This is a genomic window from Streptomyces sp. NBC_00258 (assembly GCF_036182465.1).
Lineage (GTDB): Bacteria > Actinomycetota > Actinomycetes > Streptomycetales > Streptomycetaceae > Streptomyces.
On record NZ_CP108081.1, the window covers coordinates 981,582 to 1,001,305 of the forward strand.

The 19,724-nt window shown below is 69.1% G+C and carries 18 protein-coding genes; 8 read left to right on the forward strand and 10 right to left on the reverse strand.

Annotated elements, in window-relative coordinates; all coding sequences use genetic code 11:
• Positions 1-60: 60 nt before the first annotated feature.
• From OG718_RS04670 to OG718_RS04690, 5 genes are all read left to right on the forward strand, one after another.
• Positions 61-1,239 (forward strand): NAD(P)/FAD-dependent oxidoreductase, encoded by a 1,179-nt coding sequence (locus tag OG718_RS04670; RefSeq protein ID WP_328843347.1) that lies wholly within the window; start codon positions 61-63, stop codon positions 1,237-1,239.
• Positions 1,240-1,310: 71 nt separating this feature from the next.
• A complete protein-coding gene (locus OG718_RS04675; protein WP_306935225.1) occupies positions 1,311-2,204 on the forward strand; it encodes an RNA polymerase sigma-70 factor in 894 nt (297 codons plus the stop codon).
• 499 nt (positions 2,205-2,703) lie between these two features.
• Positions 2,704-3,165 (forward strand): dihydrofolate reductase family protein, encoded by a 462-nt coding sequence (locus OG718_RS04680; RefSeq protein ID WP_328843348.1) that lies wholly within the window; start codon positions 2,704-2,706, stop codon positions 3,163-3,165.
• A gap of 128 nt (positions 3,166-3,293) precedes the next feature.
• Positions 3,294-4,102, forward strand: a protein-coding gene (locus OG718_RS04685; protein WP_328843349.1) for an IS5 family transposase whose coding sequence is annotated in 2 segments (ribosomal slippage) — positions 3,294-3,633 and positions 3,633-4,102 — 810 coding nt in all. Because the reading frame shifts where the segments join, the coding sequence is not laid out codon by codon here.
• Between the two features lie 322 nt (positions 4,103-4,424).
• Entirely contained in the window at positions 4,425-4,865 is a 441-nt protein-coding gene (locus tag OG718_RS04690; RefSeq protein ID WP_328843350.1) for a hypothetical protein, read from the forward strand.
• 145 nt (positions 4,866-5,010) lie between these two features.
• Here OG718_RS04690 and OG718_RS04695 read toward each other — a convergent pair whose 3' ends face one another.
• The 5 genes from OG718_RS04695 to OG718_RS04715 form a co-directional block, all read right to left on the reverse strand.
• Positions 5,011-5,160 (reverse strand): hypothetical protein, encoded by a 150-nt coding sequence (locus tag OG718_RS04695; protein WP_328843351.1) that lies wholly within the window; start codon positions 5,158-5,160, stop codon positions 5,011-5,013.
• Between the two features lie 64 nt (positions 5,161-5,224).
• Positions 5,225-6,481 carry an MFS transporter gene (locus OG718_RS04700; protein WP_328843352.1) on the reverse strand — a complete coding sequence of 419 codons (1,257 nt, stop codon included), beginning with the start codon at positions 6,479-6,481 and terminating at the stop codon, positions 5,225-5,227.
• A gap of 114 nt (positions 6,482-6,595) precedes the next feature.
• Positions 6,596-6,943, reverse strand: a complete 348-nt coding sequence (locus OG718_RS04705; protein WP_143644256.1) for a cyclophilin-like fold protein — start codon at positions 6,941-6,943, stop codon at positions 6,596-6,598.
• 209 nt (positions 6,944-7,152) lie between these two features.
• Positions 7,153-7,818 carry an SDR family NAD(P)-dependent oxidoreductase gene (locus tag OG718_RS04710; protein WP_328843353.1) on the reverse strand — a complete coding sequence of 222 codons (666 nt, stop codon included), beginning with the start codon at positions 7,816-7,818 and terminating at the stop codon, positions 7,153-7,155.
• Positions 7,819-7,895: 77 nt separating this feature from the next.
• A complete protein-coding gene (locus tag OG718_RS04715) occupies positions 7,896-8,912 on the reverse strand; it encodes a zinc-dependent alcohol dehydrogenase family protein (RefSeq protein WP_328843354.1) in 1,017 nt (338 codons plus the stop codon).
• Positions 8,913-9,084: 172 nt separating this feature from the next.
• Here OG718_RS04715 and OG718_RS04720 point away from each other — a divergent pair, with 172 nt between their 5' ends.
• Together OG718_RS04720 and OG718_RS04725 are read left to right on the forward strand one after the other, a co-directional pair.
• Entirely contained in the window at positions 9,085-9,972 is an 888-nt protein-coding gene (locus tag OG718_RS04720) for a helix-turn-helix domain-containing protein (RefSeq protein WP_328843355.1), read from the forward strand.
• The gene (locus OG718_RS04725; RefSeq protein ID WP_328843356.1) at positions 9,969-10,838 is read left to right on the forward strand and encodes a helix-turn-helix domain-containing protein; all 870 of its coding nucleotides are present in this window, start codon (positions 9,969-9,971) and stop codon (positions 10,836-10,838) included. Before OG718_RS04720 ends, OG718_RS04725 begins: the two co-directional genes overlap by 4 nt.
• A 98-nt stretch (positions 10,839-10,936) precedes the next feature.
• Here OG718_RS04725 and OG718_RS04730 read toward each other — a convergent pair whose 3' ends face one another.
• The 5 genes from OG718_RS04730 to OG718_RS04750 all read right to left on the reverse strand — a co-directional run bounded on the left by OG718_RS04730 (position 10,937) and on the right by OG718_RS04750 (position 17,379).
• Entirely contained in the window at positions 10,937-12,154 is a 1,218-nt protein-coding gene (locus OG718_RS04730; RefSeq protein WP_328843357.1) for an MFS transporter, read from the reverse strand.
• A gap of 17 nt (positions 12,155-12,171) precedes the next feature.
• Positions 12,172-13,377 carry an XdhC family protein gene (locus OG718_RS04735; RefSeq protein WP_328843358.1) on the reverse strand — a complete coding sequence of 402 codons (1,206 nt, stop codon included), beginning with the start codon at positions 13,375-13,377 and terminating at the stop codon, positions 12,172-12,174.
• Between the two features lie 169 nt (positions 13,378-13,546).
• A complete protein-coding gene (locus OG718_RS04740) occupies positions 13,547-15,742 on the reverse strand; it encodes a xanthine dehydrogenase family protein molybdopterin-binding subunit (protein ID WP_328843359.1) in 2,196 nt (731 codons plus the stop codon).
• Entirely contained in the window at positions 15,739-16,719 is a 981-nt protein-coding gene (locus tag OG718_RS04745) for an FAD binding domain-containing protein (protein ID WP_328843360.1), read from the reverse strand. The genes OG718_RS04740 and OG718_RS04745 overlap by 4 nt, the downstream gene beginning before the upstream one ends.
• Before the next feature lie 12 nt (positions 16,720-16,731).
• Positions 16,732-17,379 (reverse strand): (2Fe-2S)-binding protein, encoded by a 648-nt coding sequence (locus OG718_RS04750; RefSeq protein WP_143644247.1) that lies wholly within the window; start codon positions 17,377-17,379, stop codon positions 16,732-16,734.
• Between the two features lie 674 nt (positions 17,380-18,053).
• Here OG718_RS04750 and OG718_RS04755 point away from each other — a divergent pair.
• Entirely contained in the window at positions 18,054-19,613 is a 1,560-nt protein-coding gene (locus OG718_RS04755) for an ISL3 family transposase (RefSeq protein ID WP_328843361.1), read from the forward strand.
• Positions 19,614-19,724: the final 111 nt, after the last annotated feature.

Sequence of the window (19,724 nt, forward strand, 5' to 3'; positions counted from 1 at the left end):
GGTTGCCTGTCCCATGGGCGTCACCGGTGCCGAAGCCGGTGCCCGACCTTGGGAGACCCGATGAACCATGGCCACCACATCGTCGTCCTCGGCGCCGGCTACACGGGCATGTTCAGCGCCATCCGGCTGGCCCACCGCACTCGCCGGACCGGCGTGAAGATCACCCTGGTCAACCCCTCGAGCCGGTTCGTCGAGCGGCTGCGGATGCACCAGATCGCCGCCGGACAGGAGTTGGCCGACCACCAGATCCCCGACCTGCTCGCCGGAACCGGCGTCACGTTCGTCCAGGGCACCGCCACCGCCATCGACACCGAGGCCCGGCAGATCACCATCGACAGCGCCGAGACCCTCGCGTACGACACGCTCGTCTACGCGCTGGGCAGCTCGGCCGACACCGGCAAGGTCCCCGGCGCCGACACCCAGGCGTTCACCCTCGACAATCCGGAGATCGCCGGCCGGTTCGCCGCGCGCCTCACCGAGGTCGCCGCGTCCGGCGGCACGGTCACCGTCTGTGGCGGCGGCCTGACCGGCATCGAGGCGGCCACCGAGATCGCCGAGAGCCACCCCGGCCTGGACGTCACGCTGATCAGCGTGACCGAGCCCGGCGGCATGATGGGTGCCAGGGCCCGCGCCTACCTCTACGGCACGCTGGACCGCCTCGGCGTCACTCTTGAGACCGGCACCCGCGTCACCGAAGTACTGCCCGACGCCGTCGAGCTGGCCGACGGCCGGCTCGTCCGCTCCGACGCATGCCTGTGGACCACCGGTGTCAAGGTGTCGCCGCTCGCCGCCAACGCCGGGATCGCCACCGACGACCGCGGCCTCATCCTGGTCGATGCCACCCTGCGTTCGGTTTCCCACCCGGAGATCCACGCCATCGGCGACGCCGCCGCCGTCCGTCTGGCCTGGGGACAGATCCACGGCACCTGCCAGAGCGGCCTGCCCACCGCCCAGTACACCGCCGACACCATCGCGCGGCTCGTGCGCGGCAAGGCCATCAAGCCGTTCCGCTTCGGCTACTTCCACCAGCCGGTCAGCCTCGGCCGCCGTGACGCCGTCATCCAGTTCACCAAGGCCGACGACACCCCCCGCCGCATGCACCTCACCGGCCGGAGCGCCGCCGCGTACAAGGAGATGGTCAGCGGCAGCCCGCTCACGACCTACCGATTCAGCAAGCGCATGAACGTCACCACCATCGTCTCCAAGGGCGGCAGCGTCACCCGCAAGCCCGCAGCATGACGGGCGTATCGGCTCCAGCGCCATGGTCTCGCGCCTTGCCGCCCTGGTTGCGGCACTGGCAGCATGAGCCGATGGTCGACGCCAGGGACGAACAGGACCCGTACATCGAACACCGCAGGCTCTTGTTCGCCACCGCCTACCGCATGCTGAGCAGCGTCACCGACGCTGAGGACGTCCTCCAGGACACCTGGCTGAAGTGGAGCACCGCGGACCGCGACGCGATCCGCCACCCCAAGGCCTACCTGGTGCGCACGGTCACCAACCTCTCGTTGAACCGCCTTACCTCCGCACGGGCGACCCGCGAAACCTACGTCGGGCCGTGGCTCCCCGAGCCCCTGCTGACCTCCCCCGATATCGCCGCGAAGACCGAATTGGCCGACAGCGTCTCCACAGCGATGCTGGTCGTCCTGGAAACCCTCAGCCCCGTCGAACGCGCCGTCTTCCTGCTCCGCGAGGTCTTCGGCTACTCGCACGCCGAGATCGCCGAGACCCTCGAACGTCCCGAGCCGACAGTCCGCCAGATCGCCCACCGCGCACGCCAGCACGTCCAGGCCCGCCGCCCCCGCTTCGACGCAGACCAGACCCAGCGCCGGCAGGTCACCGCCCAGTTCATAGAGGCCTGCGCGGGCGGGGACCTGAACGCCGTCATGGAGCTGCTCGCCCCCGAGGTCACCTCTTGGTCCGACGGCGGCGGCAAAGTCACGGCCGCCCGCCGCCCCCTCCACGGCACCGACCACGTCGCGCGCTGGATCGTTGGTTTCCTGGCCAAGCCCGAACTGGCCGCCCTGCTCATGGAGCCGGCCATCATCAACGGCGAACTCGGCGTCCTGGCCACCCTCGGCGGACACACGGTTGGCGCCCTCTCGTTCGACCTCGTGGACGGCCGCATCCAGAACCTGCGCTTCCAGGTCAACCCCGAAAAGCTCAGCGGCCTGACCCCCGACAACAGCTTGGCGCTGCCCTGAACCGTTCAATTCCGAAGCATGCCCGGCCGGGCCCTGAACAGGGACGAGCTGTGTACAGGCCGGGTGTAGCCCGTCGCTTACGACGCCGGTGGCGCTCGCCCGAACCCTTCACCGGCAGGCGAAGCGGCCCCAGTTGACAAAGGCAACGGCCCGGGAAGCGAAGAGCATTGCTGGTCGTTTTCAGGATCCTCATCACCATCGCGAGATCCACAGCAACCACTGGCCACGACTTACATGCAGAGGGCCTCCAAATCGGATTCTGAAAGAGCGTTTGATGAAAACGCCTTCCGCACGCTCGACGGGCTTGACCAGTCGAACGGAGCTCTGACTGGATTACGTTGGTGCTCGAGCTGACAGGTGCCGGTGCCAACCCGCACAGAAATTTTCCCCCGGGCCGTGTCGAAAAGCCCAGCGCGGCTCCGACGTCTCCTGCGGAAAGGCGCCCGGAATGATCCGGGCCGTACGGAACAAAGACGCCGGGATCCCCGACGGGGCAGCTATGCAGACACTGACTGTCGATGTGTTTCTCTCGGTCGATGGATGGGCTGGCAGCGCGACGTCGCCCGGCTATTTTGGACACTTCGGCCCCGAGCTGGAGGAGTGGATCACCGATGAGTTGGCCCTGCCGCAACTGGTCGTCCTTGGGCGACGCACCTACGAGGCGCTCGCGGGTCTTCCAAGGGAGGCTCGCGACGAGTCCTCGCAGCGGATGGCCGAGCTGAACAAGGTCGTGTTCTCGAGGACAATGGACACGGTCTCATGGCCGAACACGCACATTTGCCATGACGACGCCACTACCGAGGTCACTCGGCTCAAAGCCAACGGCAACGTTCCACTGCGCACCACGGGAAGCCTTTCCGTGGCTCGACAACTTCTCGCCGCCGATACGTCGCCGGAGCCGAATCGTTCGAGGGCTTTCGTGAAGCCGTCGGTGATCTGGCCGCACCGGTTGAGACGGTAGGTGCGGGAGGTGTAAAGCAGGGCGATCCCGCCTCCGAGCGCGGCGGTAGAGGCGACTACCTGACCGTTTCAGAATGACATTCGTTGTGGGGCTTGGCAGTTGGGTGTTGTGTCGGCAGGATCGGTTGAGTGGCTGCTGAACTTGTGCCTGATGACCTGTGGGAACGTGTAGCCCCGCTTTTACCTGCTCGGCCGCCTCGGCGGCATCGGTATCCGGGGCGGTTGCCGGCAGATGACCGGGCTGCGCTCAGAGGCATCGTCTACGTGCTGTGCAAAAGCGTGAGCTGGCGGGACGTTCCCGCAGAACAGGTCGGCTGCAGTGGCGTGACGGCCTGGCGGCGACTGCGGGACTGGACCGAGGCCGGTGTCTGGCCGCAACTGCACGAGGTGCTGCTGGCCGAGCTGCGTGCGGCGGGTCTGCTGGACATGGACGACGCCGCGATCGACGGATCGCACGTGAGGGCTCTGAAAGGGGGGCTCACACCGGACCTTCGCCGGTCGACCGGGCCCGGCCCGGCAGCAAGCACCACTTGATCGTCGACCGGCAAGGCACCCCCCTTTGCGTCTCACTGACCAGCGGGAACCGCCACGACATCACCCAGCTGATGCCCCTGCTCGATGCGATACCCCGCATCCGTGGTGTCCGCGGTCGACCCAGGCACCGGCCAACTCGGCTGTTCGCCGACCGCGGTTACGACTACGACAAGTACCGCCGCCTTCTCCGGGCTCGCGGCATCACACCCAAGTTCGCCCGAAAAGGCATCACGCACGGCTCCGGCCTGGGAAAGACGCGTTGGGTCGTGGAGCGCACATTTGCCTGGCTGCACCAGTTCAAACGGCTGCGGATCCGCTACGAGAAGCGCGCAGATCTCCACCTGGGCTTCCTCCAACTTGCCTGCAGCATCATCTGCTTGAGACGACTCCGAACCTCATTCTGAAACCATCAGTACGGCGGTACGCGGGCCAGTCACGAGAGCCGCCGCCCCTTTGCCCGCCTCCAGTCACCTCGCCCACCAGTTGTCCACGGTCTTGAGCGACACCTGGAACACCGCCGCGACATCCTCGCGCGGCCGGCCCGCAGTCAGCCGAAGGCCCTCCTGCGCCGACGGCGGCAACCGCCGTGCCCACCCCACCAGTTCACTTGTACAGGGATCAACGTCCAGGTAACCGACCGTTCGGACTAGACCTGTCCTGGCGATCATCCTGTAGGGCGCCTCAGTGATATTTTGACCGGAATCGTGGGAAGAGGCGGGCGAATCCGTGGTCAGTGACCTGCGGCATGCGGTGGTCGTGACGCTTTGCGAACTCGGGCGAAGCGATGACTGGCGTGACCGGGCGGATGCCGGTCACAGCCTGGCAGGGTTCGCCGAGATGCCGGAGGCCGTGGAGCCACTGCTGGGACTTGTGCTTGACCGTGGTGACACCTTCGTCACCCGACGGACCGCGGATGGCTTGCTTCGGCGAAAGGACAGGGTCGGACTGACGATAGTCGCGTCCGCGCTGGCAGTCGCCAACGACAACCACGCCGATTGCATCCACGTCGCGATCGTCGATGTCTTCAGCATCCTCTCGGACGATCTGGACGCGGCGCTGCGGCTCTGCGAGGAGATGGCGGGCGACGCCGACGATCGTGTTGCCCGCGGGGCCCGTCTGCTGCACGAAAGCCTGACAGAGATCGATCCCGTTCTCCGCCCCTCGTAGCCGGGATTCGATCGCTGTTGTGAGGGTGAAGATCCTCGACGACAGGGGAGCGAAGAGAACGTCGTCGGCTGATCGGGGCAGCCAGGGCTCCGACCAGGTCGGACGCTAAGCAGCAGGTCGAAGCGTGTTTTCCTAGATCCCGCTATCAGCGTAGATCGCCGGATTCTTCAGAGACTGTTTGTTCGACACAACCCCCGCCCAGACGTCCGAAGAGGGCGGCGGCGCGGCCGATGCCGGATGCGGCTCCGGTCACGAAGGCCGCCTTGCCGGTGAAGGCATGCCCGTTGCCGCTCATGGTGGATCCTCTCGTTCGATGCGGCGAAGACATCGCGTCGGCTCGTGGCGGATGCCGACCGGAATCAGCCATGCGACGGCATCCGTGCGGGCACGTCATCCAGTGCGTGGGCCGGAGCGGTGCACTGAGCCACGATGCGGCTCCTGCCGGAGACGCCGCGGACGGCGAGGGCGATGAGCGGGAACAGAGTGAGGGCGGCTATGACCGTGCCCACCAGGGGCGGACCGGTCACGCCGAGGGAAGAGTCCAGGGCCGTGCCCGCGACGAAGGAGCCACCGGCCACGCCGACGTTGAAGGCGGAGGTGGTCAGCGCGGACGTCAGGGTCGGGGCGTCACCGGCGAACCGCATGGCTAGCGCCGTGACGACGGGGTTCACCGCGAAACCGGTCAGGCCCATGAGGAAGACCAGGACGGTGGCCGTGACCGCGTTGGTGGACAGCGGGATCATCAGGAACAGGACCAGAGCGGTCGCCGCTGCGGCGGTGATGGTGGTGCCCATCGGACGGCGCTCACCCAGACGGCCGCCGGTGGCGGTGCCGCCCAGAGCGCCGACGCCGAAGGCGATGAGGACGAACGGCACGGCGCCCGCCGGGATCCCGGCGCGGTCGGTCAGCAGCGGAGTGACATAGCTGTAGGTCGCCAGCACCCCGCCCATGATGAACACGGCGGCGCTCAGCGCCAGCCACAGCCGGCCCTGGCGTAGCGCGCCGAACTCGGCGCGAAGCGAGACGGCCGCGCGCTGTTCCTGGGTGGGGATGAAGCGGCCGATGAAGACGGCGGCGAGAGCGGAGAGCACGGCCAGGGCCCAGAACGGGCCGCGCCAGCCGACGAACTGGCCGGCGAAGGAGCCGATGGGCACACCCACGACGTTGGCCAGGGTCAGCCCACCGATCATGACGCCGGTCGCGCGGGTGGCCCTCTGCGGGCCCGCGGCGGCGGTGGCGACGACGAACCCGACGGACCAGAACGCTCCGGTGGCCAGCGCGGTGACGACGCGGGCGGCTAGGACGACGGTGAAGGCGGTGCTGAGGGCCGCCACCACGTGACCGAGGCTGAAGACGGCAAGGGCCAGGATCAGCGTCTGCCGCTGGGGCAGGCGCAGGGTGGCCAGGGCCATGGTCGGCGCACCGATGATCATGCCGACGGCGAAGGCGGTGATCAGCAGCCCGGCCTGGGACGTGCTCACACCGAGGCCGGTGGACAGTTCGGGCAGCAGCCCGGCGATGACGAACTCGGTGGTGCCCATCAGGAACGTACCTGCGGCCAGCACCCAGACGACGAAGGGGAGCTTGCCGGGGGTGGTCCCGGACGTGGAAGGCATACGGGTGGTCTCTCCTTGAGCGGAAGGGCGGATAGGCGGAATCGGAATGCGGTCGGGCCACGGGGACGGGGAGGCCGTCGGAACGAACGGGAACGGCCACGTGGCTGCCAAAGGTCAGGGAGCAGCTTCGATGGTGATGCGGTCGGCCGTGCCGAGCCGGTCGGCGTCGGCGTCGACGTGGCCGAGGATGAGCAGGTCGGCGGAGGCGGAATCGCCGTCGCGGTAGTAGAGAGCCAGGTTGCCCCAGGGTGCGTAGTAGGCCAGGTCACCGGCCCGGGGCACAGCTGGGTCCGGGGCGCCGGAGGTGGTCAGCCTGCGCGGCAGGTCCGCGATCCGCTCCGTCTGGTGGAAGTCCTCCAGATCCAGGGTGAGCGGGAGCAGATCGGCGAAGTCACGGGCGGCAGGGCTGTCATTCAAAGTGGCGTCGACGCGTCGGCCGTCGATGGTGACCCGGATGGCCATGGAGGTGTTCCTGTCGGCTGATGCACTGGGTGCGGCGGATGAAGATGCCTCCTGCCGCTCCGAGGACGCCGGGGAGGAGGGCTCGGAGGGCGATGTGGCGCCTGATGAGTCGCTGGTACAGGCGCTCACAGCCAACAGGAGAGCGGCTGCCGGGACGGCGTAGACCAGGGCGCGGACGGCGGCGGAGTTCATGGGAGTGCGCCGGGGTCTCAGTCAGGAAGGGGCTCGGAGTAGTGGCGGAAGCCGTCGCGCTCGCCGTGGATGTCGTACAGGCGCTGGGCCAGGGCGCCGGGGCTGCTGTGTTCGGAGTCGGGCCGGATGGCACCCGGCACGATCAGCTGCGCGGCGTGGATGTTCTGCGGGGCGAGCGTGTCGTGGAGCATGCGGGCGTAGGCACTCTCGGCGGCGAAGGCGATGGAGGTGCCGGCGACGTTCGGGTTGGGGCGTACGGCGCTGGAGCCGTTGACGAACAGCAGCGTGCCGCGGCCGATCTCCCGCATGCCGGGCAAGACAGCGTTCACCGCGGTGACAGGGCCCTTGACGGAGAACGCGAGGGGCGCGTCCAGGTCGTCGGCGCCGGTGTCCAGGACCGGCTTCATGAAGTCGGCCCGGGGCACCGGGCTGTACTGGAGGATCTCGACGGTCCCCAGCGAGGTACCGGCCGCGTACAGGGCCGCGGTCAGGGACTCGGTGTCCAGGACGTCGGCGGCGAAACCGCGGGCCTTGATACCGTCGTCGGCCAGTTCGGCCGTCAGGCTGTCCAGGCGCTGGGCGTTGCGGGAGATGAGGGCGACGCTGTGGCCGGCAGTTCCGAAGCGTCGGGCGGCGGCGAGCCCGAGGCCGGGTCCTGCACCGATGAGGGCGAAAGTGGTCACGGTGAGTCCTTCGTGTCGAGGGGCCGTGCCGGAGCCGGGCTTCGGATGCCCGGCCCCAGTGGCGGAACGGTTTGCGGTCAGGGCTTCAGGAGGGTCTTGATGGCGCGGCGTTCGTCCATCGCCTTGTAGCCTTCGGCGACCTGCTCCAGGGGCAGGGTGAGGTCGAAGACCTTGCCCGGGTTGATCCGGCCGGTCAGAACCCGGTCGATCAGGTCGGGCAGGAAGCGGCGCACGGGAGCGGGGCCGCCGCGCAGGGCGACCTGGGAGAAGAACAGCTCCTGGCCGTCGACCGCCACCTCGTGCGGGACACCGACGAAGCCGACATTGCCGCCGGGCCGGGCGGAGCTCAGAGCCTGCCGCATCGACTCGGCGGTGCCGACGCACTCCAGTACGGAATCGGCGCCGATGCCGCCGGTGAGGTCCTTGACGCGGGCGATGCCCTCGTCGCCGCGTTCGGCGACGATGTCGGTGGCGCCGAATTCGAGGGCGAGTTTCTGACGGGACTCGTGGCGGCTCATGGCGATGATTCGCTCCGCGCCGAGTTCGCACGCGGCGATGACGCCGCACAGGCCGACCGCTCCGTCGCCCACGACGACGGCGGTGGAGCCGGGCTTGACCTCAGCGGCCACAGCGGCGTACCAGCCGGTGCCCATCACATCGGAGACGGCGAGCAGGCCGGGCACCAGCGCGCCGTCCGGATGCCCGTCGGTGGCGACGAGGGTGCCGTGGGCGTTGGGGATGCGGACGTAGTCGGCCTGACAGGTGCTCATGAACTCGCGGTGCAGGCAGGAGGACTGCCAGCCGTTCAGGCAGTTCTGGCAGGTGTTGTCCGAGGTGGCGAACGACCCGACGACGAACTGGCCCGGCTTGACGTTCGTGACCTCGCTGCCGACTTCCTCGACGATGCCGACGTACTCGTGCCCCATCGGATGGGGCTCGTCCACCGGCTCCGCGCCGCGGTAGGGCCACAGGTCCGAGCCGCATACACAGGTGGCGACCGTACGGATGATCGTGTCGGTCGGCCGGCTGATCTTCGGGTCGGCCAGGGTCTCGACGCGCACGTCGCCGGGGGCGTGAATGACTGCTCCGCGCATGATTGGCTGCTTCCTTCGGTGCGAGGGTTGTGAGCCGCAGCCAAAGTCAGGAATGGCTGCTCACGATCGAGCGTCACACGCGAGGGCGGGCACGAAAAGCGGAGGAATCTATCCGGGGAGAGGAACATCCAGGGAGGAAATTCTCCCCCCTTCCCCGGGTGCGATCGATGCAATGCTGGGAAGCATGACCAGCAACGTTCCCCTCAACGAACTGGGAGAATTCCTCAAGAAGCGCCGCTCACAGCTGAGCCCGCACACGGTCGGACTTCCGTCGACCGGCCGGCCCCGCCGGGTCGAAGGACTGCGCCGCGAAGAGGTCGCCCAGCTCGCCTCGATCAGCACCGACTACTACACCCGGGTCGAGCAGGGCCGCATGCAGGCGTCCGCCCCCGTGCTGGACACCATCGCCCGCATCCTCCACCTGGACGACGACGAGCGGGGCTATCTCTTCCAGCTCGCGGGCAAGACCACCGTACGCACGCCCCGGCGCCGGGGCGTGCAGAAGGTCCAGCCACAACTGCAGCGGGTGCTGGAGGACCTCACCGCCGTCCCGGCCATCGTGCAGGGGCGACGCGGGGACATCCTGGCGTGGAACGCCCTGGCAGCAGCCCTGGTCACCGACTTCTCCCGCATTTCGGAGAAGCACCGCAACTACCCCCGCCTCATCTTCACCGATCCGGCGATGCGCACCCTGTACGCAGACTGGGAGACCGCTGGGCAGGTCACCGTGGCACAGCTGCGGATGGAAGCGGCGAAGTATCCCCAGGACCCCCGCCTGATCGCGCTGGTGGGTGAACTGTCCATGCGCGACCAGCAGTTCGCCCAGTGGTGGGGCGATCACCGCGTCGCCGCCCGCACCGTGGGCACCAAGACCCTGATCCATCCGGTCGTGGGTGAGGTCACCCTCGACTGCGACACCCTCACCGCCAGCACCGACCCCGACCAGTACATGACGGTCTGGACCGCTGCCCCGGACTCCCCCGCGCACGATCAGCTGCGCATCCTCGCCTCCTGGGCCGCCGACCAGAACCTGCCCGCCTCGTCAGGATGGGAAGCATGACCAGCAACGTTCCTCTCAACGAACTCGGCGAATTCCTCAAGAAGCGCCGCTCCGAACTGAGCCCGCGCACGGTCGGGCTCCCGGAGACGAGCGGACCCCGCCGGGTGGACGGGCTGCGCCGTGAGGAGGTCGCCCAGCTCGCCTCGATCAGCACCGACTACTACACGCGTCTTGAGCAGGGCCGCATGCAGGCGTCCGCGCCCGTGCTGGACATCATCGCCCGCGTTCTCCACCTGGACGACGACGAGCGGGGCTATCTCTTCCAGCTCGCGGGCAAGACCACCACCCGCACGCGGCGCCACGGCAGGCAGAAGGTGCAGCCCCAGCTCCAACGAGTCCTGGACGACCTCACCGCCACCCCGGCCATCGTGCAAGGCCGACGCGGGGACATCCTGGCGTGGAACGCCCTGGCAGCAGCCCTGGTCACCGACTTCTCCCGCATTCCGGAGAAGCACCGCAACTACCCCCGCCTCATCTTCACCGATCCGGCGATGCGCACCCTGTACGCAGACTGGGAGGGCTCGGCGAGGATCGCCGTGGCGCAGGTTCGGATGGAGGCGGCGAAGTATCCCGAGGACCCCCGCCTGATCGAGCTGGTCGGTGAACTGTCCACCCGTGACAAACAGTTCGCCCAGTGGTGGGGTGATCACCGCGTCGCCGCCCGCACCGTAGGCACCAAGACCCTCAACCATCCGGTCGTCGGCGAACTCGTCCTGGACTGGGACACCCTCACCGCCAACACCGATCCCGACCAGCACCTGACCGTCTGGACCGGCGCCCCCGGCTCTCCCACCCACGAGCGGCTGCGCATCCTCGCCTCCTGGGCCGCCGACCAACACGTGTCGCCCTCGTCTTCCCTCCGCTGACCGGTGCCCCGCCCACACCCACGGCGGTGACCCCGCCGGGCCGTACCGCACGCTCCGTCGGTCCTCGGGCGTGACTGGTTGCCCGCGCACATGGCTGTCTACGGGAGCCGGGGAGGGTTTGTCGGCGGGGGCGCCACGGGGCGGGTGGCGCGCGTCAGTGCGAGAGCGGTCAGCGGGACGAGGGTGAGGGCGGCCGCCACTGTGCCGACCAGCGGGGGCCCTGCCTGCTCCAGCGGAAAGGTCAGGGCGATGCCCGCCGTCCAGGAGCCGATGGCGATGCCCACGTTGGGCGCCGCGCCGCTGAGGCCGGAGGCGAGGGTGGGTGCGGAACCGGCGAAGCGCAGGGCCAGGGCGCCGAGCGCCGGGTTTGCGGCGAAGCCGGTCATCCCCATCAGGGTCACCAGGACGATGGCCGCCACGGGGCTGGTGGAGAGCCAGGTCAACAACAGCAGGACCAGCGTGGTCGTGGCGGCGGCCGTGAGGAGCGTGGCAAGGGGGCGACGGTCACCCAGGCGCCCGCCGACCGTGGTGCCCAGCAGGGCGCCCAAGCCGTAGGCGGTCAGGACCATGGGCACGGCCTCGGCGGAGATGCCGGCCCGCTCGGTGAGCAGAGGCGAGATGTACGTATACGTCGCCAGGACACCGCCCATCAGCAGCGTCATGGAACTCAGCGTCAACCAGACCCGGGCATCCCGCAGCGCGGCGAACTCCGCCCGCACTGAAGGCGCTTCGCGTCGCTCGTCGGCAGGGATGTACCGGCCGATGACCGCCGCCGCGCCGGCCGACAGCGCGGCCAGCACCCAGAACGGCCCGCGCCAGCCCGACAGTTGCCCCAGCCACGCGCCCAGAGGTACGCCGGCCACGGTGGCCACGGTCAGGCCGCCCAGGAGCATGCCCAGGGCCCGTGACGTCGCTGCCGGCCCTGCCGCGTTCGTGGCCACGATCGCGGCGACGCACCAGAAGGTCCCGGTGGCCAGTGCGGTCACCACGCGGGCCGCGAGGACGAGCGCGAAGGACGAGCTGAGCGCGGCGACCAGGTGGCCCAGGGCGAAGACGACAAGCGCGAGGATCAGCGTGGAGCGCCGCGGCAGGTGCAGTGTCGCGACAGCCATCGCCGGCGCTCCGACGATCATGCCTGCCGCGAACGTCGTGATCAGCAGGCCTGCCTGAGAGACGCTGACATTCAGATCGTCGGCGATCTCGGGCAGCAGGCCCGCGATGACGAATTCGGTGGTGCCCATGAGAAATGTTCCGGCGGACAGTACCAGGACGACGAAGGGCAGCTTGCGGGGTCGGCCGTCGGGTGTGGGTGGCATTGGTGGCAGTTCTCTTTTCAGGGCGACACGCGACCGCTACGGCGCATCGTGGGCCGTCGGCCAGGATCTGGCGCCTCTTGTCTCAGACGGTCATGGTTGGCGTGCAGTGGGAGAAGCGGTCGGTGGATCGGTCCGGTGGCCTGGGACAGGGGGCGGCCCGTGCCTTGGTTGGTGTGGGCGATGATCTCCGCGGTGATGGAGAGGGCCGTCTCCTGGGGGGTGTGGGCGCCGAGGTCGAGGCCGATCGGGGAGTGCAGGCCTGCGAGTTGGTTCTCGGACACGTCGGCCTCGTGCAGCAGACGGAGGCGTTCGTCGTGGGTGCGCCGGGAGCCCATCGCGCCGACGTAGCTCACCGGCAGGTCGAGGGCGAGTTGCAGCAGCGGGATGTCGAATTTGGCGTCGTGGGTGAGGACGCAGATGGCGGTACGAGAGTCCACGGTCGTCTGTGCCAGGTAGCGGTGGGGCCAGTCGACGACCACCTCGTCGGCGTGCGGGAAGCGGGCGGGCGTGGCGAAGACGGGGCGGGCGTCGCAGACGGTGACCCGGTAGCCGAGGAAGTGGCCGGCCTCGCTGAGGGCGGCGGCGAAGTCGACGGCGCCGAAGATCAGCATGCGGGGGCGGGACGCGTGGACGTGGACGAGGAGGGTCAGCGGTTCGGGGCAGTCGTCTCCATTCCCGCCGATCGTGACGCGGGTGGTACGTCCGGCCCGCAGCAGGGCCCGCGCCTCCTGGGCCACCAGGTTGTCCGTCGGCCCGCCGACCAGGGTTCCGTAGGTGCTGCCGCCGTCGGCGAGGACGCTCAGGGTGGAGCCGATGAGGTCGCGGGGGCCGGCCACGACCTGGGCCACGGCGGTGGGCCGGCCCCGGACGGTGTCGGCGAGGGCGGCGGCGAGGTGCGGCTGGAGGGCGGGGTCGACGTGTTGGACGAGGACGTCGAGTTCGCCGCCGCAGGTCAGTCCTACGGCGAAGGCGTCGTCGTCCGAGTACCCGAACCAGGCGCGTTGCGGGGCGCCCCGGTCGCTGAGCACCTGTCGGCACAGTTCGTAGACCGCGCCCTCGACGCAGCCGCCGGAGATGCTGCCGACCGCGTTGCCGTCCTCGTCCACCGCGAGCGACGTACCTACCGGCAGGGGTGCGCTGCCGGTGACGTCGACGACGGTGGCCAGGGCGAAGGGGCGTGCCTCGCGGCACCAGGGGTGCAGTGTGTCCGCGATGTTCAGCATGAACGGGTCCTTCGTGCAAGGGATGAGGGGCCGCCGCCGCTCCAGAAGGGAGCGTCATCATGCGGCGGCCCTGTATGGGTCCGGCAGCTGGGCCGGGGGGACCGGCTGCCGGACGCGGAAGGAGTGCCCTGGCCGCTGGGCCGCCGGGCGGCGGGCCCGGGCACTCGGCTCAGAGCAACGCCTCGGCGGTGATGGGCAGTTCGCGGACCCGGCGGCCGGTGGCGTTGAAGACCGCGTTGCCGATGGCGGCCGCCACACCCACCTGGACGACCTCGCCGAGTCCCTTCACCCCTAGCGCGTTGCCCGCGTTGTCCTCGCCGTCCAGGTAGATCGCCCGGACCTGGGGGACGTCGGCGTTCACGGGCACGAGGTAGTCGGCGAGGTTGGCGTTGACGATTCGGCCGTCGCGGTGGTCGGTGACCGTGTGCTCCAGCAGGGCCGTGCCGATGCCGCCCACGATGCCGCCGATCGCTTGGCTGTCGGCGAGCTTGGGGCTGATGATGCGGCCCGCGTCGTACACGCCGAGCATCCGCCGCACCCGGACCAGACCGAGCGTCGCGTCCACCGCGACCTCGGCGAAGGTCGCGTTGTAGGCGTGGTAGGACTCCCGCTGGGGCGTCGGCGGCCCCGTGTAACTGCCGCGCGCTTCCAGGTGGGAACGGTCGTTGCGGGCCAGCAGGCTCCGGTACGTCTCACCGCGCGTCGGGGTGCCCTGCACGTGCAGCCGACCGCCACGTACGACCACATCGGCGGCGTCCACTCCGTACAGCGGCGACTCGCGGTCCTCGACAGCCAGTTGGATCGCCTGTTTGCGTACCTGGTCGCAGGCGTCGACGACGGCGGAGCCGACGCTGGCCATGGTCGCCGAGCCGCCGTGCGGGCCGGTCTGCGGATACAGGGAGTCGCCGAGCTTGAAGGTGACCGTGCGCATGGACAGTCCGAGTGCGTCGGCGGCGACCTGGGTCTGGGAGGTGTAGGTGCCCGGCCCCATGTCACTGGTGGCCGCCTCGACCACAGCGGTGCCGTCGGCGTCGAGGCGGGCTCGGGCCTCCGCGGGGAAGCGCCCGGGATCATAGACACCGGCGGCCATGCCCAGACCGACCAGCCAGTCCCCGTCACGCGTCGAGCGGGGCCTGGGGTTGCGGCGGTTCCAGCCGAACTCCCGGGCACCGACCGTGTAGCACTCACGCAGCCGCCGGGTCGAGAACGGCAGGTTGCTCGACTCGTCCTCGTTCGGCTCGTTGCGCCTGCGCAGCTCGATCGGGTCGATGCCGAGCTTGTGCGCGAGTTCGTCCATTGCCGACTCGATCGCGAAGGAGGCCGAGGCAAAGCCTGGGCCGCGCATCCAGATCGGGGTGTTCACGTCCAGCGGCACCGTCCGGTACGCCTGGCTCACGCCCGGCATGCTGTAGGTCATCTGCCCCGCGCCCATGACGGCCTCGGTGAACGTCTCGTACGAAGAGGTCTCGGCGTCGATGTCGTGGATCGCCGCCGCCAGCCGGCCGCGCCGGTCACTGCCCAACCGCAGCCGGTACTCGTACGACGGCCGGAAGCCGGTGCCGAAGTACATCTGCCTGCGGCTGAGCACCAGCTTGACCGGACGTTTCGTCTCCCGCGCGGCCAACGCGGCGATGACCGTGTGCGGCCAGCAGCGCAGCCCGCTGCCGAAGCCGCCGCCGACGAACGGGTTGATGACGCGCACCGACTCTGCGGGCAGGTCGAACACGGCGGCGAGTTCGTCGTGGGTACCCATCACCCACTGGGTCTTGTCCCACACGGTGAGCCTGTCGCCGTTCCAGCGGGCGATAGTGGCGTGCGGTTCCATCGGGTTGTGGTGGTTGCGCGCCAGTTGGTAGGTCAGGTCCAGCCGCACGGGAGCGTCGCGCAGTCCCGCTTCCGCGTCGCCGCGCGCGTAGGTGGTCGGCTTGTCCGGCTCGGCGTCGTGCAGGTCGGTCGAGGACTGCTCGGCGTCGTAGCCGACCTTGACGAGGCTCGCGCCGTGCTGAGCGGCCTCCAGCGTGGTGGCGACCACGACGGCGACCGGCTGACCGTGGAAGAGGACCTTGTCGTCCTGGAAGACGCGAAGCCGTCGGCCCGGCATGTTGTTGGACCCGGCGTTGTCGCGGTACGGCAGCTTCGGCGCGTTGCGGTGACTGATGACCCGGAGCACGCCCGGATGGGCTTCGGCGGCGCCGGTGTCGATCGAGGTGACGCGGCCGCGGCCGATGCTCGCGTCGACGATCACGGCGTGCACCACTCCGTCGACGTCGTGTTCGGCGGCGTACAGCGCCTTGCCGGTGACCTTCAGCCGGCCGTCCACCCTCGACAGCGGCGCACCCACGGCTGCCTGCGGCTGGGGACTCACTTGGTACCTCCTACAACGCGCAGCTGACGTTCCACGGTCCGCTTCAGCAACTCGACCTTGAACCGGTTGTGCTGGAGGGGACGAGCGCCTTCCGCCGCCTTGGCGGCAGCGGCCGTCCACAACGACTCCGAGGGGCGCTCGCCGACGAGGTGCCGCTCAACGGCGGGCAGCTTCCACGGCACGGTGCCCACTCCCCCGGCGGCGACCTTCGCCTCCCGGATCACCCCGCCGCGCACATGGAGCGCCACCGCCGCCGAGGTGAGGGCGAATTCGTAGGACTGGCGGTCGCGCACCTTCAGATAGCCGGACTTCAGCGGGCGCGGCAGCGCGGGAACCTCCACTGCGGTGATCAACTCACCTCTCCTCAGGGCCTGTTCACGATTCGGGGTGTTGCCCGGTCGCAGCAGGAAGTCGGCGAAGGGGATCTGGCGTTCCCCGTCCAGGCCCAGCAGATGCACCAATGCTTCCAGCGCGGCGAATGCCACGGCCGCGTCGGAGGGGTGGGTCGCCACGCAGGTGTCGGACGTCCCGAGGATCGCGTGGGTGCGGTTGAAGCCCTTCAGCGCGGCGCAACCCGAGCCGGGCTCTCGCTTGTTGCAGTCGGCGGTGACGTCGCGGAAGTAGGTGCAGCGGGTGCGCTGCATGATGTTGCCGCCGATGGTGGCCATGTTCCGCAGTTGGGCGGAAGCGCTCAGTTCCAGCGCCTGGGAGATGACGGGGTACAGAGAGCGCACCTTGGGGTGAGCGGCGGCCTCGGTCATGGTCACCAGGGCGCCGATGCGCAAGCCACCGCGCTCGGTGACCTGGACGTCACGCATCGGCAGGTCACTGATGTCGACCAGGGTTTCGGGACGCTCGACGGTCTCGCGCATCAGGTCGACGAGCGTGGTGCCGCCGGCGATGTAACGGCCGCCGTGGCGGCCCGCGTTGAGGGCCTCACGGGTGTTCGCGGCCTTCGTGAAGGAGAAGGGATGCATGTCAGCGGTTCCTTACTTCCGGCCGGCGGTCTGCTCGAGGGCCCGCACGATTTTCACGTAGCAGCCGCAGCGGCAGATGTTGCCGCTCATCCACTCCCGGATCTCCTCCGGCGAACCGGTGTGCCCCTCCTTGATGCAGCCAACCCCGGACATGATCTGGCCGGGGGTGCAGTAGCCGCACTGGAAGGCATCCTGGTCGACGAACGCCTGCTGCAGCGGGTGCAGTTGATCGCCGTCGGCCAGGCCCTCGATCGTGGTGACCCGGGCGCCCTCCAGGCGTACCGCGAGCGTCAGGCAGGAGTTCACCCGCTGCCCGTCGACCAGGACCGTGCACGCTCCGCAGGCCCCGGCGTTACAGCCCTTCTTCGAGCCGGTCAGCTCGAAGTGCTCGCGCAGCAGATCCAGCAGCGAGGTGCGGTTGTCGACGGTGAGCGTGCGCCGGGTGCCGTTCACCGTCAGGGACACATGGCTGGAGGGCGACGTATCGGCGGCGGCCGCTTCCTCCGGGCCGAGATATGTTCCCCCGATCACACCGCCCGCAACGACCGCACCACCGACCGCGCCGGTGGTGGCGATGAAGGTGCGCCGACTGGGAGCCGGCGAGGAGTCGCCGGCTCCGGCGGGGGGTGGAACGGCAGACTCGGGGACTTCAGTGGACATGGTTACGCCTTCGCATCGCGGACGGATCACGCCGCGCACAGCGGCACGGCAGGGGCGGGACCGTCGTCGCCGCAGGACCTGGACGACCGTGCGATCACCGTCGCGGCCGGTCATGCCCGGCAGTCTGGCATCGCCAGTGACGCCCGTGGCAGGGAGACTTTCCTCCCCCGATCGTTCCCTCCCCCCAAGGGCCGAGGCGTGGTTACGTCATCTGCGGCGTGGGTGTGGGGGCAAGCAGGACAGCGCTTCCCCGCCGATGACGCCCGCGTCACTGGCGGCCAGGCGACCATGGCAGATGTGCGAGAGAGCCTGTTTCGCGCGAGAAGGCGCGTACTGACCTCGCACGGCGTCGGTGCTCCGGCCGGGTGCCATGACATCGCTTGAGGTCTTCACGCTCTGCGCGTCCGCCGCTGACGCAGCCCGGCGCTGCGACCGTGCGCGCAGCCGGCCTCGTCGGCGTCTGAGTTGCCGAGGCATACGGCTTCGACTCGCCAACCAGCATGGGCTACCTCGACGCCCTGTCCGGGGGCCGTGCCCTGCTCGGGCTCGGCGCGTCTGACTTTGTCCACGAGAACGGGGTTCTGGCACACATTCCGTGAGGACGATCACCGGGGTTCTGACACGGTGACGTCCCGTCAGCTGGGACCGTGGTGCGGTGTGATGACCTCATAGCGGTGCTGTTTCCGCACTTCAGCGCGGTTCTGGTGGAGCGGGTGTTCACGGAGTGCGGTGTGGTGCGCATCGTTGCGAGGACCCTCGATGGCGCTGCTCTGTGCCCGGACTGCGAACTTCCGTCGAATCGTGTGCACAGCTGCTACGAGCGTCGCCTGGCCGATAGTCCGATCGGCGACCAGCCGGTGCTGATCGAGCTGACCGTGCGGCGCTTGTACTGCGGCAACGGCCTGTGCGGGCGTCGTACGTTCGTCGAGCAGGTCGCGGGGCTGACCTTCCGGTACGGGAGACGGACGCCTGCTTCGCGCCGGGTTTTGGAAGCCGTGGCCGTCGCGCTTGCCGGCCGCGCGGGGGCCCGGCTGGCCGTAACACTGCACAGTGCGGTCAGCCGGACGACGCTGCTGCGGCTGCTGATGGCCCTTTCTGATCCCTACTGGGAAGCGCCCAAGGTGCTCGGGGTCGATGATTTCGCCACCCGCCGTGGGCAGCACTACGGGACCGTGCTCATCGACTGCGAGACCCGCAAACCGCTCGCCCTGCTGCCAGGACGGGACGCGGGGACGCTGGCCACATGGCTGCGTGAGCATCCCAGGATCGAGGTGATCTGCCGGGATCGTGCCGGCTCCTACGCTGAGGGCGCCCGCGTTGGGGCCCCACAGGCAGTCCAGGTCGCTGACCGCTTTCACCTGTGGCAGAACCTTGGCACCGCGGTGGAACAGTGCGTGCGCCAGCCCACCGTTTGCCTGCGGTCACCCGGCTCCGGCCTGGGTGAACTGCCGGATATTGAACCGCCGTCGGGAAGGGAGATGTCGCCGATCGAAGCCCGTGTCCGTGAACGTCACGCCATCGTCCACGCGCTCCTCCACCAGGGCCATGGCATTCGAGAGATCTCTCGCGAGTTGCACATGGGTGGAAACACGGTCCGCCGATGCGCTCGCGCGGCAACTCCTGAGGAGTTACTCGGCGGCCGACAGCAACCTCGGCCAAGCCAGCTCGACCCCTACAAGTCCCACCTGGACAAACGCTGGGCAGAAGGGGGCACCAATGCGATCCAGCTCCACTCCGAGCTCCAGGGCCTCGGCTACCGCGGCAGCTACCAGATCATCAGCGACTATCTACGGCCACGACGCCGACGCCGTATCCGCGTCGTCGGGCCCGCGCCACCAGGACTCCGACAAGTCACTGGGTGGATCATGCGTCACCCCGACCGGCTCTCGGAGAGTGAGGGAAAACAGCTGACCGAAGTCTTTACCCGTTGCCCGGAGCTCGAGGCGGCCCACCGCCTCGTCCGCAGCTTCGCTGCCATCCTCACCACTCGCACCGGCCAGCATCTGAAGGACTGGGTCGTCAGCGCGCGAGCCGAGGAGCTTCCGGGCCTCCACTCTTTCGCCACCGGCCTGGAGAAGGACTGGGGCGCCGTCGTCCAGGGCCTGACGAGTCACTGGAACTCCGGCCCCGTCGAAGGCCGGGTCAACCACATCAAGATGGTCAAGCGCCAGATGTTCGGCCGCGCCAAGCTCCCGCTCCTCCGTAAACGGGTACTTCTCACCGCCGCCCGATGACTGCCCTGGTCAGGCAGGACGAAGCCGTCGGAGTACGTACTCCGACGGCCAGCAGAGGGCTCGAACAACCACGTTGGTGACGACGAAGTATCCCGGGCTCACCCAACCGTC